Genomic DNA, 15,473 nt, shown 5'->3' with positions numbered 1-15,473 from the left:
AGGCCCTCCCATGACAGCGAGTTGGACATCAAAGACACCCGGAAGACTGATCGGCATAGTCGAGGACACCGGCGACCTGCTGCCCGACGGGCAGGTCATCGCCCCGCACCGACCGACCGACGCCACCGGCGGGGACAACCTGTTCGTCGCCTACATGGAGGCGTTCGAGGCCTCCAACAAGCACTGGGCGGCTTGCCAGGCCTGTCAGGAGGACCGGCCCTGCGCGGTCGGCGGGCCGATCCACGACCGGTTCGCCCAGCTCCAGGACCGCTACGAGGCCACGAAGAAGAGCGGCCTCGCCACCACATGATCCGCACTGGCGGTTGCCTGATCCGCCCGCACCGACCGCCGCAGCACGGCGGGCCGGGTCGGGCGGTGACGGGGAGCCGGACAGCCCGGACCACACCGCACGAGGAGAACACATGCGCAACCTCGACGAGTTCGCCGCAGCTCTGAACCAGGTCACGCAGTCGGTGGCCCGCCAGGCCGTCACCCGTCAGCAGACCCGAGCCGTCGTGGCGACCGCAGCCGCCGGCGACGAAGCGGCTCTCCGCAAGTCCTTGGAGGGCATGTCCACCGCCGATCTCCAGCGCCTGCAGCGAGAACTCCGGCGGGGCTGACGCGCGGATGCAGCACCTGTTCCCCAACATCCCATGCCGCCCCTGATGGGGCGGCTTTGACCGGAAGGAGGCGGCGTGGCCGCCACACGAACCCGTAAGAGGCCCACCGCCCGGAAGAAGCCGACTCCGACGACTGCCGCCTCCGTCCCCGCCGCTCCCGCTCCGGCCGCGACCGAGCTGATGGACCAGGCCGGGCGGGAGACGCGCACCGCGGACCTGCGGGATCGGGCCGCCGACATCGTCGATCTCGCCCGTGAGGAAGCCGCCGCCCTCCAGACGGAGGCCGAAGGGCAGGCGGCGCGCACCGTCGCCGCCGCACACGAGCAGGTCACGGACATGCTGTCCGAGGCGCGCACGCGTGCCGAGGGCATCACCGAGACGGCCAGCCAGGAGGCCACCGCCCAGCGTGCGGAGGCCAAGGAGACGGTCCAGGCCGCGCGCGGTGAGGCCGACCGGCTCCTGTCCGAGGCCCGTGACCGTGCCGGGAGCCTCCTGGGCGAGGCCCGCGCCCAGGTTGCGCAGCTGACCGAGCAGGCGGCCTTGGATCATGAGTCGGCCCGGGCGACGGTTGCTGAGATGCGCCGTGCGGCGGAGGCCGACCTGGCGGAGATTGGTGAACTGGTGGCGGCACGCCGCGAAGAGGCCGCCGCGATCATCGCCCGAGCTCAGGAGCAGGCCGACCAGCTGCGCGCCACCGCCCAGCGCGAGGTCGAGCAGGCCCACGAGCGCTACAGCGAGCTGGCCGCTTCGGCGGCGACCGCGTACGACACCCGCCGGGCGGAGGGCGAGAAGCTCTACGCCGACGCGGTGGCCGCCGCCGACTCCCGCCGGCGTGAGGCGGAGACGGCCGTTGCCGACGCTCATGCCGAGGCGGAGCGGGCGCGTGCCGAACTGCGCGAGCAGCTGCGCACGATGGGCGACGCGTGGGACAAGAAGGCGGCGGACAAGCGCGCCGCCCTGGATGCCGAACTCGCCCTTCTACGCAAGGCGTTGGAGGAACAGCGCGAGCGGCTTCGACGCGAGGCCACGTCCGTCGCCGCCCAGCTGCGGGAGGCGGCGGAGAAGGACGCCGCGCGCATCACCGCCGAGGCGGAGAAGAAGGCCAAGGGCATCACCGACCGGGCACAGGCCGATGAGGCCCGCGCTCGCCGGATGCTGGAAGAGGCCCGGGAGGCCAAGAAGGCCAACTCCAAGTTCCGGGGCTGGCAGCAGCGGTTCGGTCGCAAGATGTGGAAGACCGCGCCGTGGATCGCGCTGGCTGCCGGCGTCGGGCTCGCCGCCTCCGGCGAGTACGAACTGGCCACCATGGTCGGGATCAACCCGTACGTCGCCCCGCTGCTGCCCGTCAGCATCGACGTGTACTGCGTCACCGCGTTCCGCGCCAAGCGGGACATCCCGGCGGCGCTGCTGCTGATGGCATCGGCGAATGTCACGTACCACCTATCCGAGCAGGCCCACATCGTCAAGGCGGGCCAGTCGGCGCCGTGGCCGCTGACCACCTTCGTCGTGCTGATCTTCGTGGCCGTCATCTGGCGCGTCCACTCGCTCATGCACGACGCCGGTACGGACGGACACGGTGGTACGGACGCCCACAGTGGTACTGGCACGCCGGCCGGGACAGGCGGGCGTACCAGTACGGCTGCCCGTGCGGACAGCTCCGCTGGTACGCAGCACGCCCGTACAAGCACGGCAGGGACAGACCTGTACGGCGCGGCAGCCAGTACGGTGCCCGCTCGTACGGTCTCCGGCGCGGCTCGTGCGGAGCCTGTACACGCCACCGGGCGGGGCACCGCCCCGGCGGCGGCGAATGCGGGCGTGACCAGCGCGTACAACGGCCGTACAAGCGGCGTACCGGCCGCCCCGGACGCCGGGGCGCGTACTAGTGCTGAGCACTCCGGGCGTACCAGTGCGGCGACGTACGCGAGCGAGACCCGTACTAGTACGGTCACCGCGCGGACGGCTCCCCTGGACGGCGCCCCGGCCGCCCGTACCAGTACGGCGGGCACCCGCTCGCGTACCACCGCGACGGCCTCCGCCGGGCGTACCGGTACGGCCACTCCGCCGCGTCCGGATGACGAACTGCTCCCCCTGGTACGGGAGCTCCCGCGCGAGGACGACGGCTTCGTCAACATCTCGCGCGTGCGCACCCAGCTCCGCGTGAACCAGGACCGCGCGGTGCGCCTGCTCAAGCTGGCCGGCCTGCTGCGTCCGTCGGACGCGGACAAGTACCTGACCTGAGCGCACGTCCGGCACACATCAGTGAGGGCCAGCCCACGGCAATTGGGCTGGCCCTCGCCGTGACTGCCGGAAGCAGTCAACAGCCCCCCGAGTACAGCAGATCCAACCCCCACGGAGGACCCCGTGAGCACCGACGAAACCCAGTCCTTCTTCGACGACCCGGACGCGGCGCTGCGTGAGATCGCGCAGAACCCCGCCGCCTACGCGCACTACCTCGCCGATTTCCACCGGGTCGTCCTCGACATGCAGGCCAAGCTGGAGATCCTCCAGCGCGAGACCCGCGTCCACTGCCGCGGCACCCACGTGGAGGGCGACATGAGGGGCCAGGCTTTCCTGCGCTCCTTCCCGGTCGAAAAGTCCCTGAACAACGTCATCAAGAACCTCAAGAACGTCACTTCGGGACTGGAAAAGAGCGCCCATAAGCGCCACGCCCACGACGAAAAAGTCAAGGACGTCGTGAAGCAGCGAAAGGAAAAGGCCCAGCTCAAGGAGCAGAAGAACAATCCCCCGGCCATCCAGCCCGGCACGGAAAACGGCCAGCAGGTTCACGGCAACCAGAATCCCGGCTATGCTAATCCCGCGTCGATTTACGACCTGGGTGACAGGCGGTCGGCGTGACGCGGCCCCTCACCAGCGTCGAACGCCAGCGGGAATCCCGGCTGAACTGGCGCAGGGATGAGGAAGTAAGAGCCCGCGAATCTCGCGGCGAGCAGGGCGCGATGGAATTCCGACTCCGTGTCACCCGCGCTGAAATCGCGAAGGAAGCGAAAGCCGGACGCACGGACACGTGGGCCGGATTCGCCCTCGTCCTGCAGCTGTTCCGCACCGCGATCCAGCGGCGGGCAGCAGGCGACACGAGGATCTGGAACGACCTCCTGCAGTACGCGGAGCAGGTCGTGAAGGCCCACCCCCCACGCGACTGAGCGTGACCACCAAAGGCCCCGCCGGACCCCGGCGGGGCCCTCGCGCGTGTAACGCGTGCACACGTGCACGTGCACACGCGTGCACACGAGACCCCACTGTCTGTCAAGTCCCCCTGGAAGGAGGTGAGCCGTGTCCGACGAGAGCGACGGCGGGACCGTCTACCCGTTCCCCGGAGGCGGTGACCCCTCGTACGTCCCGCCCCCGATCCCGTTCTACGGAGACACCACTCCGGAGCCGGAAGCGGATTCCCCGGACGCTCCCGAAACCCCGGAAGAGCCCGACGGAGAAACGACCCCGCAAATTCCGGCGGTTCCTCGCCCGATGACACCCGAGTCTGCATTGGCATCCGGCGGCAATCCGGCAATCGCCGTGCATTCAGATTCCGGGGAATCCGAAGAAAACACGGACGACGAATATGTTGCGCAGCGTTCTCTTGCTGACCGGCTCGGCGACTGGCTCGAATACCGGATTGCTCTCGGGCGGAGCCGAATGGAGGCGGAAGCGCCTTACCGCGAAGCTGAAATAGCGCGGAAGACTGCCCTGCTCCAGGCGCAGACTGAGCGCGAAATCGGGCTGATGGAGCAGCAGGGAAAGCTGCGCGAAGCCCAGGTGAAGGCGCAGGCGGACCGGGCGGCGGCGAAAGGGAAAGCCGATGCCGCCGTCGCGAAGTCGCAGAAGCCCTCCGCCGCCGGGATGGGATCCGACAAGGGCCGCGGCAAGCCGTCGGGGTCGGGAGCCGGAGCCGGCCGGGGTGCCGGGGGCCCCAACTCCCCCAAGGGAGCCGGGAAGGGGCCTGATCGTTCCGCTGGCGGCCGCAACGGTCCCTCCAAGGGCAATGAGCCGCCCGGCGGCGCCAAAGGCCGCCAGAACGGCTCTGGCGGCCCGGGCAGTTCAGGCAAGGGCGGCACGAAGAGCGACGGCGACAAGGGGAAGAACTCGCCCGCCTCCAGTCCGGCGGCGGAGCGGGCCCGCGGCCGCCAGGAGCGGGCCGCCGCCCGCCAGGCGGCACGAGACCAGCGGCGCGGCGCCGCCCAGACGGCCAGCCTCGCCGACCGCAGCAAGGACCGCGATTTGGCCCGCGCCAACAAGCAGGCCGCGCAGGACGAACGCCGCGCGGCGAAAGCCGAACGCGCAGCTGCGAAGAAGGCGAAGCGGGAGGCGGCTGCGGCCGCCGCCGCGGACCGTAAGCGTCGCGCGGCCGAAGACAAGGCTGAGAAGGCAGAGAAGGCCCGGAAGGAGAAGGAGGGAGAGCCCGCCGGCCCGAAGGTTGATCTGACCAAGGACAAAGACGGCAAGGGCAAGTCCGGGAAGCCGGAGGACAAGCGCGGCCCCGAAGCCCGGGACGGCGAGACCAAGAAGACCACCGGCGCCAAGGACAAGGACACGCCCAAGGACGGCAAGGCCAAGGACGGCACCGAGCCGTCTGCTGACGCTCCGAAAGACGCGACCACCGGCCCGGGCGAAGGCAAGAAGGACGGTGAGAAGCCGTCTGACGGCTCCGGCGACAAGGACCCGAAGGACGCCGGACCGGACGACAAGCCGAAGGCCGACGCAGCCAAGGACCCGCCCAGCGCCGACGACAGCGCAGGCGGGCGCTCCTTCGGCGAACGGATCAAGGACTGGTTCGGCAGGCCCGGCGAAAAGGACCCGAAGGACACCCCCGATCCGGAGGAGCCCCCCAGGACCAGGGCAAAGCCGCAAGATTTCGGCGCCACGTTCGACCGCCCTGACCGGTCCGAACAGGCACCGCGGCGTCCCGACTCGAACGATGACGACGAGGTCTACGACGCGGTCATCGTCGAGCCCAGGGGCCTTCCCCCCGCGCCCGAGCCCCACACCCAGCGGCCCGGCACCACCCGACCCACCCCCGAGGAGAGCAACGTGAGCACGACGGGAGTCCAGACCGCGTCGGGCCAGGGCGGCCTGGCGGCCAAGCACCGCACCAACATCACCTTCGACGAGTTCCTGGTGGAGATCGCGAACATCGCTGTCTCCGCCGGCGTCGACAAGGAGCGGGCCGAATCGCTGGCCGAGGCCCTGGGCAAGGTCGCGGACGCCCTGCGGGACATGGCCACCGACCTGGTCGGCGACCACAACATCTCCACCCAGGTCACCGACCTGATCTCGAACCTCGCCGACGCCGCCGGCCGCATGAAGCTGCAGGCCGAACGGTGCGCGAACGAGTGCGGGGTGGCCTGCGAGGCCGCCCAGCTCGTGGCCATGGCCGTCGCCCGCACCTACGGCGAGGACCTTGATGCCATGGACGCTTCGGGCCTGACCTACGCCTCCTCCGCAGCCCACCACGACTAGACGAAAGGCCTGCTGATGAGCAGCGAACTGGCCCCGCAGCAGGGCAAGGCGGCCGCCTCGACGGACGGCGACAACCGCTACAAGGCCGTCCAGCACAAACTCAAAACCCTGGGCAAGGCCATGGACGACGCCACGGTCGAACTCGAGGGCCTGCTGCGGAACATGCGCATGAACGCCGGCCGCTCCGAGCGGCTGGCCGTCGACATCGCCGACGCCGGACTCGATCCGAAGTTCGTGCACATGACGAACAGCGTCTCGGTCGCGCTGGGCGGCGCCGCCGTCGAAGTCCGCAAGCTGCACGAGACGGCACAGGACGTCTCGGGCCTCGCCCACCAGACCAAGCGCACCCACTCGAAGCTGTACGAGGCCCTGGACGACGTCCGCTCCGGGCGCCCCGAGACGACCCCCAAGCCCGGCTTCTTCGTCCGCCGCGGCGGCTGACCCTCTTCCGCTTCCCCCTGCTGGGCGGCCCCGCCAACCGTGGCGGGGTCGCCCAGCGTCTTCCCCTGACAAGGAGAAACGTCCGGTGTCCCTTCCCCGCAGCGTCGTGCTGGAACGCATCGCCTACACGCTGGCCGCGCCGGTCCTCGCCGCGGCCCCCAACATCGCCCCCGGCAGCCCGGTCAACACCGTCGTGACGCTCGCGGGCGCCGCCGGCGTTGCCGGATCGGTGCTGGCCTACAAGAGCGGTGAGGACACCGGCCGGAAGATCGTCCGCTGGTCCCCGCTCACCCTCGCGGCCGCCATCGACGTGGCCGCCCAGCACACCCCCGGCATCGGCTGGGACCTGCTGGCCGCGGCCGCCTGGGCGGCCGCCGGATGGTTCGTGCTGCCGTTCACCCGTTCCGTCCGGCGCCACCACCGGCCCGCTCTCGGCTACATCCCCGCCCCGCAGCCGGCGCCCGCGCAGCTGCAGCCCGCGATGCCCTCCGGTCACACGGACGCCTTCACTCAGGGCGTGCAATTGCTGTGGGAGCGCGCCGGGATGCCCGGCCGTACCTACGTGGTCAAGGCCGACCCGCACCCGGGCACCCGCAACGACCTGACGGTGCTGCTGCGCGCCTCGGAGCCGGGCCGCCCGATCGCGGGCCTGTCGGAGGCCGCGGTCGCGGCCGCGTTCGGGGTCAACCCGGACCCGGACATCATCGCCTTCTCTCCGGTGGTGCAGCAGCCCGGACGGCAGGGCGGCCCGGGCTGGCTGCAGGTCGACGTGACCCCCGACGCGGCCCTGCGCCGCCGCAGGAACCCCACCGACCACGAGTGGTGGGCCGACACGGTCGGCGCCGACGGCGGCGCCATCCCCGGCTCGGTGTTCGTCCGCAAGATCCGCAACAACGACCGCAAGGTGACGTACTGGACGGCGCACATGCCCGACTCCATGGGCGAGCCGCGCATCAACCTGCCCGCCCTGTGCAAGGCGCTGGACGCCAGCTACGAGGACGGACGGGTCTTCGTCACCCTGGACGGGCCCGACATCCTGGTGTCGGTGTGGGACACCTCGCCGCTCGCCAAGGTCTACCCCGCCACCCGCGAGCTGCTGACCCCGGACTCTGAAGGCCGCTGGGTCGTCGGCTACCTGACCAACGGCCAGCCCGCCCGCAACCGCGTCTACACCGACCGCGGCGCCGCGCACGGCCTGTACGTGGCGCCGTCCGGCGGCGGCAAGACCCAGCTGATGGCGCTCGCCGTGGCCGCCGACGCCCTGTTCGGCTCGGTGGTCTGGCTGGCCACCGAAACCGGTGACGAGAAGACCGCCGCGCTCGGCAAGCACATCGACCGCCAAGGCGCCGGCGCCCTCTACATGATCCGGTCCCTGCGCGCGCTGCTCGCCCTGCTGGAGATCCGGGCCGAAATGCCATGGGCTGACGGGGAAGTCCACGACTGGAGCCCCAGCGCCGAAGGCTGCCCGTACAAGCCGCTCAGCCAGTACCTGGACGAATTCCTGTCCGCAGCCCGCCACGGCGACTACGGCGTGGAGATCATGGACCTTGCCGAGCAGATCTCCGTCAAGGGCCGCAAGTACGCGATCGGCATCAAGGTCGCCGGTCAGTCGATCTACGTGCAGGACGGGTTCACCCAGCTCCTCAACGAGAACCTGCGCGAGAACTCGATCCCCGTCGTGCTGAAGGTCGCACCGAAGAAGGTCGGAGAGATGTTCAAGACCCTGGCCGTCGCGCCGGAGGACATCCCGGACCCGCTGCCGCGCTCCTTCTCCAAGGCGGAAGCCGGACGCATCGACCGGATCGTGAAGGGCGAGCCGGAACCGGCCGTCGACTCCAACACCGGCGGCGTCGGCTGGATCGTCGAATCCCGCAAGCCGGAAGTCCTGCGCACCCTGTTCATGGACTTCAGCAAGGACATCGGCGAACTGTTCCCTGACGAGATCGCGCAGCTCACCGACCACGAGATCCGTGAGCTCGAAGCGCGCGACCTGTGGTTCGACTGGACCGAGCCGCCCCGGCCCGGCGAGTTCGGCCCCGAGCCCGGCGACGACGAGGACGACGACGCGCCCAAGAAGAGCGGCGGCAAGCGCCGCGGCGGCGGCACCTCCGCCGCGCGCCGCGACACGGTCACCTCCGCCCGCCAGGCGCTGGAAGCCATCAAGAACTTCTCCAACGTCTGACCCGACCCACTCCACCCAACCGCAGGGCCCGGCCGCACCCGGCCGGGCCCTGCTCACACCTGGAAGGACACACACGCTCGTGGCCGTATCGATCTCCGCCGTCGTCCTGCTCGCCATCGTCGTCTTCGTGCTGATCCGAGGCGGCTCCGTACGACTCTCGCACGCCCTGGCCTGCGCCCTGTTCGGCTTCTTCCTCGCCTCCACCGGCGCCGCGCCCACCATCAACCACGCGATCAGCTCCGTCACCGGCTGGATCTCCAGCATCTGACAACGCCTCGGCCGCCGGCGTCGAAGGCCGCCCCCCAATCCCGCACCTTTGACGCCCCCAGGGAGCCGCGATGCCCCAGACCCACACCTCCCCCGCCGCTGAACACTCCGCCGCGACCACCCAGGCCGCCGCCCCGCCCACGGAGCTGTCCCTCGAGGAACGCCTGGCATTCATCAACGCCGCGATGACCGTGCGGCTGGACGAAGCCAAGGTCGCCTACGAAGTCAACACCGCCCACATCGACACCGAACCCGTCGACCTGGCCGACGTCGTCACCATTCCCATCGACACCGGGCTCGCCCCGCTTCCGGCCCTGTACCCGACCCCGGTTGCCGCCGTTCTGCAGCGGGCTCACCACCGCCTGCTCACCGGCGGCTGGTGCAAGGACGCCCTGGTCGACGCGGACGGCGCCCGCTGCATGCTCGGAGCCATCCGCATCGAGGCCCGCGGCGACCGCGGCCTGGAAAGCAACGCCGTCGCCGTGCTCCTGGACGCGATCCGCCGCACGTTCGGTGACGACGTCGACTCCGTGCCCGGCTTCAACGACGCGTTCGGCTCCGCCCGCACACCGATCCGCATGGTCGACCAAGCGGCCGCTCTCGCTGACGCCCGCGGCCTGTAGCCCCGCCCGTCCGGGCTCCCTGCCCGGTGCCCGAACCCGTCCACGGGCCGGGCACGGGACAGGCCACCCGGCCAGCGCACCACCGATCACCACCGACCACCCACCGAGGAGACGCCTCACCATGCAGCCCAACAGCCCCATCAACGGCCAGCACCACCCGCTCAAGGACACGACCGACGTCCCCGAGCCCCCGCCCGCGGACGACACCAGCAAGGAGCCCCGCTTCGCGCGGCTGCACGCATGGTGGACCGCGGCTTGGGAGGAAGACGGCTTCCTGTACCGCCGGTGGGAGGACCTGTTCCAAGCCCGGCACGCCGGATGGCACCAGATGGCCAACTGGATCAAGGCAGTGCTCAGCGTCGCCGGGATCTGCGCGTTCATCGTCCTGCTGGACGCTGCCGGCGACATCGTCAGCACCGTGATGCACCACTTGTCCGGCACGATGATCGAGCCGCCCGGAGCCGACACCACCAGCGGCCTGTGGGGCGTGATCGACAACCCGATCCGCTCGTACATCGGGCAGCACAGCGCCACCCTCACCGTCCCCGGCTCCGCCGTCTACGCCTTCTGGCAGTTCACCGGATTGTTCGGCCTCATCGCCGGATTCGCCGGCAACAGCGGCGCCCGCATCCTCTGGACCGGGTGGGGCCTCTCCAGCATCGCCATGGTGTGGGCCGCCTCCCCCGACGGCAGCCGCACCCTCGCCACCGGCATCGCCGCCCTTATGTGGGCCTTCGCCAGCGTCGCCGCCCTGCGCGGCCTGAGCCTCCGCCCGGTCATCAACACCCCGGAACCTGCTGCGCCGCAGGTCAACATCTACCCCGCGTTCCACGTCCCGCCGCAGGCCACGCCCGGCCACGACGACCTGGCCGACGAACCCAACAACGTCCACCCGCTCCAGCGCTGAGCCACCTCCGCTCCCGCTGCGCCCCGCCGACACCAGCACGACGTCAGCGGGGCGCAGTTCCATCCCTCGACGCCTGGAGGAACTGCTCGTGCTCATCCCCCGCCCCCGCCGCCGGATCGGCCGGCCCCGCCCGCAGCGTCCCGGCCCGCGCTACCCGCGCCGTCCCGACCGGCTGCCCGGCTCCTGGAGGCCATGATGGACAGCCCGGACGCCAACGATCTGGTCGACGTCGACCTCTACGACGACGGCAGCTTCGCCGAGTTCGGCAACAACCAAGCCCCCGGGGCCGTGGCCATACGCGCCGCCGTACGAGGGAAGGCGCCCGTCCCAACGGAAGGGCTCGCCACCCGCCGCCAGTTACGGGCGCTCGGTCTGAGCCCCGGCGGCCACGAACCCGTCGCCCGGCTCATCTGCCGGGGCGGAAACCGGTGGGCGTGGCTGTACCGCGTCGACCTGGCGGTTCCCAAACGGACACCCACCCTCGCCCAGGAGATGGCCCTGGACCGGGCCATGGCGGCACGGCAAACGTGCCCGGAATGCCGGAGGCGTTACTACGCGTGCCTCCCGCTGCGCACCCAAGGCCGCTGCGACCCCTGCGAGCAGGGCTTCGAGCCCAGCCCCGACACCGTCATGGTCCCGGCCACACACCGGCTGGCCGCGTGACCGGCCCGTGTCCCAAACACCGGCAGCTGACCGACCTGCCCACCCCACAGCTTGCGGGCCCGTGGTGAGCAGAGCCGGAACACCCCAGTCACCCAACACCCAAGGGGGAAACCCGTGATCAGCATCATTCGCCGATCCACCCGCCGCACGTACGAGGAAGCGGTGAAGACCGCGAAGCGAGTCCCCGGCCTGGAAGACGAGCTCGCCCAAGAGCGTGGCAGGGCAGACGACTTCGAGCAGAAGAACGTCGGCCTGGAGCAGCTCCTGGAGGATCGCGACGGGACGATCGAGAAGCTCCGCACCAAGCTCGACAGGCTTCGCGGGGCCGGTGACGAGATCGCCGCGCTGATGGCCACCGGCCAGTCGCCCGCGGCCGCCGGCTACCACGCCGCCCGGGTCCTGCTCGCCCACGCCAACCTGTTCCGGATCGCCGACACCGCCGAAGGCCGCGCCGGGCTGGAAGCGATGCGTGCGCTGACCGAGCCGCAGCAGGTGACCCTCCTGTACCGCTACGGGCGACGGCACTCCGTCCACGCCACCGTGGACGACGCCAAGGCGGCCGCACAGCGCCTAGACGCCCAACCCGACGGATGGGAGGAGCGCAAGGACGGCGACGACTGGCTGGACGCCACCTGGAGCACCTTCACGCTCGCCGTCGACGCCGCCGCACCGTGGACCACCCCGCGAGAGCCGCTGGCCAGCGTGTACATCCTCATGCGCAACGGGGCGCCGTACGCCGCGTTCAGCGCACCGGACGACGCGCTCCGCGAGCAGGACCGCCAGGGCATCCCGCGCACCGCCGACAGCCTGGTCCGCATGGAGCTGGCGACGGACGACGCCACGGTCGCCAGCAGCATCCGGTCCGCTGTCTCGCCGTCCCCGGCCGCCTGAGCCATGCGCACCCGAACCGCTCTGCTGCTCGCGGCCGCCGTACCGCTCACGGCCACGGCGGCTGCCGTCACTCTCAAGGCCGGCCACTGGCGGCTGACCTACTCCCGGTACGGCATCTGGCTGGAGCCGCGTCCCCGCCCGAACTGCTCCGAATGCCGTGGTGCCGGCGGCTGGTGGACCGAGGGCCCCTACCCGGACATGGAGGCCTGCTGGTGCTGGGCAGAGCGGCGCCAGCTGTCTGTCCGTCTCCTGCCGTTCCGCGACCCCTGCCCGGACGAACCCCCGTTCTGAAAACAGTTCCGCCCCGGCCATGCAGGCCGGGGCGGAACTGTCGGGCGGCCGCGCATCGGCAAAGGGCCGGCCGCCCCTCCCCTTTCACCCGTTTCGAGATCAGGAGAACCCCAGCATGCCCCACGTGTCTCGCACCACCGAGCGCCTGGCCCTGTTCGCCACCCTGCTGGCCACCTTCGGTGAGCTGCACCCGCTGTGCGACCACTGGGTGCAGGGATCGAAGACGGCGTCGCGGAAGCGTCTGTACGGAGAGGACCTGGTCCACGCCGATGGCACCCCTGCCGCCCCGGACTCCACCCGTCCGACCATGACGACCAGCGCCCTCGGACGTCGCGCGGTGGTCTGCCATGTCGCGTCCTACACCGCCGTGCAGCTCGGGGCGACCGTTGCGGTCACCCGTGCGTTCGGTTACCGCGTCACCCCCGGCGCGCTGCTTGCTGGTGCGGCCGTCAACGCCTCCACGCACGCCGCCATCGACCGCGGCGCCCTGCTGCTGTGGCTGGCGAAGAAGACGGGCAAGACCGGCTACATCGAACACTGCAAGGCGGCCCGCGTCGACGACGACGGCAAAGCCACTTCGGAGCTGACCGGGCCGGGCAGCGCGTGGATGGAGCTGGACTCCGCGCTGCACCGCGCCATCGGGATCGGCGCTGCAGCCGTCACCACCTGGCTCACCACGCGTTCGGGTACTCGTCGGTGAGCCGGACTCGCCTGGAACGTGTCCGGGCCTCGGTCGGCATCGCCTCCCTGGCCCTCCAGCAGATCGAGGACGACCTCACCGCCGACGACGTCGACCAGGAGGAGCTCGCCGCGATCCTGCGCGAGCTGAGCGAGGACACCGACCCGCCCGGCGGCCTCGTGGCATCCCTCGCGCAGCTGGTCACCGCCGCCGCGCGGCGGGCTGAGCAGATCGAGCCCGACCAGGACGGCGACGCCTCCTGCCCGATGCACGAGGCCGCCGCCCTGCTCACCGACAACGTCGGCCAGCGCTTGATCTGGGCTGCCGACTCCCTTCATCCGCAAGGAGATCCTGTATGACCACCGACCTTTCGCCGCTGTACCCGCAGCTGCCGGAGAACGCGCTGATCGTGTTGATCGGTGCCTCCGGGGCCGGGAAGACGACCCTGGCCCGCACCTGGCCTGCCTTCCAGGTCCTCTCGCTGGACACGCTGCGCGGCTGGGTGAGCGACGACGAAGGCTGCCAGGAAGCCAGCGGCGACGCTGTCGACGCCCTGCACCTGCTCGTGGACCGCAGGATGGCCCGCCGACGCAACACGGTCGTCGATGCGACCAACGTGACCCGCGACGCCAGGGCCCCTCTGGTCGCCGCCGCCAAGCGCCACAACATGCCCGCCATCGCGGTGGTCCTGGGGACACCGGAGGCCGTGTGCCTGGCCCGCCAGGTCCCGCGCCCGGACAACCGGACCGTCCCCGCCGACACGGTCCGCGTGCAACACCAGCTGATGGTCCACTCCCACCAGTCGCTGCGGGCGGAGGGCTTCAACGAGGTCCACTTCGCGGAGAACCTCTACCGGCTTGAGCCGTTCCTGCGCCGCCTGGGTGAGGCCCGCGACGCAGACCTCGGGCTGGACGGCAGCAACGGCCTGGGCGACCTGCTTCTGGTCCGCAGGGTCTTCGGCCCCGAGATTCTGCCGCTGTGGCAGTGGAAGCACCGCTCCGGCGTCGCCGGAGGCGACCGGGTCGCGGAGATCCGCCTCGGACAGCTGCACCTCACCCTCGCCCTGCGCAGGGACGTCGACGGCGAGGGCGACTACGCGTTCGACGTCATGGTGCCCTGCCCGTTCGACCCCGAGTGCCGCGGCTACGCGTGGGCGCCGGCCGACAACATCACCTCCCTGCACCGCGCGCTCACCGGCCCGTTGGACAACCACGAGGACGTCGTCTGCAGCGTCCACGGCGGCTTCGACGACGTCGACCAGGAGGCCGACGAGCACGACCACGACGACGACCCCGAAGGCCGCGCAGACCTCGAGGCGCAGCACGCGGACGCGGTCCGCACGTGAGCCTCCCGGTCCAGGGCGGTGCCGCTGGCCTCCCCGCGCACCGCCACACCGCTCACACCAGCTCGCGCCCGCGCACCCCGATCTCCGTCCAGTTATGAGCAACCCCTTCTTGGAGGACTGCATGGCACGCACCAAGCCCGTCACCTGGTACATGGCCACACCGGCTGACGGCGTCATCGAGCTCAGCCGCCAGGCCGCAGTGCCGGTCAACCTCGCCGACGCCGTCGGCCAAGTCATCGATCACCCCACCCCGTGCCGCACCAAGTGGTTCGACGAGAGCGGCTTCTCCTACTTCCGCATGGTCAAGCGGGTCGGTGAGGCACTGCAGGACACCGGCATCTGGCCGGTCACCTGGCCGGTCCGCCTGTGGATCGTCGAACCAGTCGGCGACACCGGCAACTGGAGCCCGCGCCACTACCCCTACCGGCTGCTCGCCCACCAGATCCGTGTCCTGGCGGAGACCGATGCCTGGCCGGTCCTCGGCGCCGGCGGCCGCGAGGTCCTGGACGTCATCGAGCACCAGATTCCCGAACGCGCCCTTCAGTGGGCGGCCGACTGGGATGCCGATTCCGAGGGCATGCGCGAGCGGTGCTGGAACTGGCAGCTGTGCGGCGGCCGGAACAGCGGCAGCGGCACGTGGGCGCGGTCGGTGGCCCATGCGACTGCCTACGCCCAGCGCGAATCCGCTGCCCAGTGGTGGAGCCAGCGTCTGGCCGGCGACACCGTCGACAAGGTCCTCGCTGGATCCGGTGTCAGCCAGCTGGCCGTCAGCTACGCCCGCAGGCGCGCCGCCGACCTGGCGACCGCCGCCCAGCACCAGGCCCGCTTCGACGCGTACGTGCTCGACACGCTGCGCGGCGTCGACCTCGACACCCCCGCCCCGGTCGCGGCCTGACGGACGCCGGCGCCACTCCGGCCTGTCACCACACGGGCCGGGGCGGCGCGGCGACCCCTCACGATCCCTCTCGACTACCAGGAAGAAGGACGGCGCCCATGGCCACCCAGACCCGGAGTTACACCGACAGCTTCGCCGCGCTCAGCCAGTGCTTCAGCACGGAGCTCGCCGCCCTCATCGGCGAAGAAACGCCGCAC

At 71.0% G+C, this 15,473-nt stretch carries 18 protein-coding genes; all 18 read left to right on the top strand.

The window, feature by feature from the left end; translation table 11 throughout:
* The coding region (locus tag ABD355_RS44535) for a hypothetical protein (protein ID WP_344407185.1) at positions 1-310 on the top strand (310 nt) is incomplete at its 5' end.
* 112 nt (positions 311-422) lie between these two features.
* Positions 423-620 (top strand): hypothetical protein, encoded by a 198-nt coding sequence (locus ABD355_RS44530; RefSeq protein WP_344407184.1) that lies wholly within the window; start codon positions 423-425, stop codon positions 618-620.
* Between the two features lie 75 nt (positions 621-695).
* Positions 696-2,858: a hypothetical protein gene (locus ABD355_RS44525; RefSeq protein WP_344407183.1), complete on the top strand. Its 2,163-nt coding sequence runs from the start codon at positions 696-698 to the stop codon at positions 2,856-2,858.
* A 123-nt stretch (positions 2,859-2,981) separates the two neighbouring features.
* Positions 2,982-3,476, top strand: a complete 495-nt coding sequence (locus ABD355_RS44520; protein ID WP_344407181.1) for a hypothetical protein — start codon at positions 2,982-2,984, stop codon at positions 3,474-3,476.
* 101 nt (positions 3,477-3,577) lie between these two features.
* Positions 3,578-3,781, top strand: coding sequence for a hypothetical protein (locus tag ABD355_RS44515; protein WP_344407180.1), 204 nt, complete (start codon positions 3,578-3,580; stop codon positions 3,779-3,781).
* A gap of 130 nt (positions 3,782-3,911) precedes the next feature.
* On the top strand, positions 3,912-6,092 hold the full coding sequence (locus ABD355_RS44510; protein WP_344407179.1) for an ATP/GTP-binding protein: 2,181 nt from the start codon (positions 3,912-3,914) through the stop codon (positions 6,090-6,092).
* A 15-nt stretch (positions 6,093-6,107) separates the two neighbouring features.
* Entirely contained in the window at positions 6,108-6,533 is a 426-nt protein-coding gene (locus ABD355_RS44505) for a conjugal transfer protein TraB (RefSeq protein WP_344407178.1), read from the top strand.
* Positions 6,534-6,618: 85 nt separating this feature from the next.
* Positions 6,619-8,715 (top strand): chromosome segregation protein ParM, encoded by a 2,097-nt coding sequence (locus ABD355_RS44500; RefSeq protein WP_344407177.1) that lies wholly within the window; start codon positions 6,619-6,621, stop codon positions 8,713-8,715.
* Between the two features lie 79 nt (positions 8,716-8,794).
* Positions 8,795-8,983 carry a hypothetical protein gene (locus ABD355_RS44495; RefSeq protein ID WP_344407176.1) on the top strand — a complete coding sequence of 63 codons (189 nt, stop codon included), beginning with the start codon at positions 8,795-8,797 and terminating at the stop codon, positions 8,981-8,983.
* A gap of 70 nt (positions 8,984-9,053) precedes the next feature.
* Positions 9,054-9,605, top strand: a complete 552-nt coding sequence (locus ABD355_RS44490; protein WP_344407175.1) for a DUF6197 family protein — start codon at positions 9,054-9,056, stop codon at positions 9,603-9,605.
* Positions 9,606-9,726: 121 nt separating this feature from the next.
* Positions 9,727-10,512 (top strand): hypothetical protein, encoded by a 786-nt coding sequence (locus ABD355_RS44485; protein WP_344407174.1) that lies wholly within the window; start codon positions 9,727-9,729, stop codon positions 10,510-10,512.
* Positions 10,513-10,707: 195 nt separating this feature from the next.
* Positions 10,708-11,175 carry an RRQRL motif-containing zinc-binding protein gene (locus ABD355_RS44480; RefSeq protein WP_425585876.1) on the top strand — a complete coding sequence of 156 codons (468 nt, stop codon included), beginning with the start codon at positions 10,708-10,710 and terminating at the stop codon, positions 11,173-11,175.
* A gap of 114 nt (positions 11,176-11,289) precedes the next feature.
* Complete coding sequence (locus ABD355_RS44475) at positions 11,290-12,066, top strand: hypothetical protein (RefSeq protein WP_344407171.1); 777 nt, start codon at positions 11,290-11,292, stop codon at positions 12,064-12,066.
* A gap of 3 nt (positions 12,067-12,069) precedes the next feature.
* Positions 12,070-12,357, top strand: a complete 288-nt coding sequence (locus ABD355_RS44470; RefSeq protein ID WP_344407169.1) for a hypothetical protein — start codon at positions 12,070-12,072, stop codon at positions 12,355-12,357.
* A 115-nt stretch (positions 12,358-12,472) separates the two neighbouring features.
* Positions 12,473-13,057 carry a hypothetical protein gene (locus ABD355_RS44465; protein ID WP_344407168.1) on the top strand — a complete coding sequence of 195 codons (585 nt, stop codon included), beginning with the start codon at positions 12,473-12,475 and terminating at the stop codon, positions 13,055-13,057.
* A complete protein-coding gene (locus tag ABD355_RS44460; protein ID WP_344407166.1) occupies positions 13,054-13,395 on the top strand; it encodes a hypothetical protein in 342 nt (113 codons plus the stop codon). The genes ABD355_RS44465 and ABD355_RS44460 overlap by 4 nt, the downstream gene beginning before the upstream one ends.
* The gene (locus ABD355_RS44455) at positions 13,392-14,381 is read left to right on the top strand and encodes an AAA family ATPase (RefSeq protein WP_344407165.1); all 990 of its coding nucleotides are present in this window, start codon (positions 13,392-13,394) and stop codon (positions 14,379-14,381) included. Before ABD355_RS44460 ends, ABD355_RS44455 begins: the two co-directional genes overlap by 4 nt.
* Positions 14,382-14,502: 121 nt before the next feature.
* Positions 14,503-15,276, top strand: coding sequence for a hypothetical protein (locus ABD355_RS44450; RefSeq protein WP_344407163.1), 774 nt, complete (start codon positions 14,503-14,505; stop codon positions 15,274-15,276).
* Positions 15,277-15,473: the final 197 nt, after the last annotated feature.

The organism is Streptomyces longisporus (assembly GCF_039532765.1).
GTDB classification, from domain to species: domain Bacteria; phylum Actinomycetota; class Actinomycetes; order Streptomycetales; family Streptomycetaceae; genus Streptomyces; species Streptomyces longisporus.
The sequence above is the reverse complement of the archived record's forward strand: the minus strand, read 5'-3'. Positions and strand labels throughout refer to the sequence as shown.

Bases quoted from the DNA above. Each gene is read 5' to 3' on its own strand.
- ABD355_RS44450 (WP_344407163.1), top strand. From the start codon at position 14,503: ATGGCACGCACCAAGCCCGTCACCTGGTACATGGCCACACCGGCTGAC.
- ABD355_RS44490 (WP_344407175.1), top strand. From the start codon at position 9,054: ATGCCCCAGACCCACACCTCCCCCGCCGCTGAACACTCCGCCGCGACC.
- ABD355_RS44465 (WP_344407168.1), top strand. From the start codon at position 12,473: ATGCCCCACGTGTCTCGCACCACCGAGCGCCTGGCCCTGTTCGCCACC.
- ABD355_RS44515 (WP_344407180.1), top strand. From the start codon at position 3,578: ATGGAATTCCGACTCCGTGTCACCCGCGCTGAAATCGCGAAGGAAGCG.
- ABD355_RS44480 (WP_425585876.1), top strand. From the start codon at position 10,708: ATGGACAGCCCGGACGCCAACGATCTGGTCGACGTCGACCTCTACGAC.
- ABD355_RS44485 (WP_344407174.1), top strand. From the start codon at position 9,727: ATGCAGCCCAACAGCCCCATCAACGGCCAGCACCACCCGCTCAAGGAC.
- ABD355_RS44505 (WP_344407178.1), top strand. From the start codon at position 6,108: ATGAGCAGCGAACTGGCCCCGCAGCAGGGCAAGGCGGCCGCCTCGACG.
- ABD355_RS44455 (WP_344407165.1), top strand. From the start codon at position 13,392: ATGACCACCGACCTTTCGCCGCTGTACCCGCAGCTGCCGGAGAACGCG.
- ABD355_RS44470 (WP_344407169.1), top strand. From the start codon at position 12,070: ATGCGCACCCGAACCGCTCTGCTGCTCGCGGCCGCCGTACCGCTCACG.
- ABD355_RS44530 (WP_344407184.1), top strand. From the start codon at position 423: ATGCGCAACCTCGACGAGTTCGCCGCAGCTCTGAACCAGGTCACGCAG.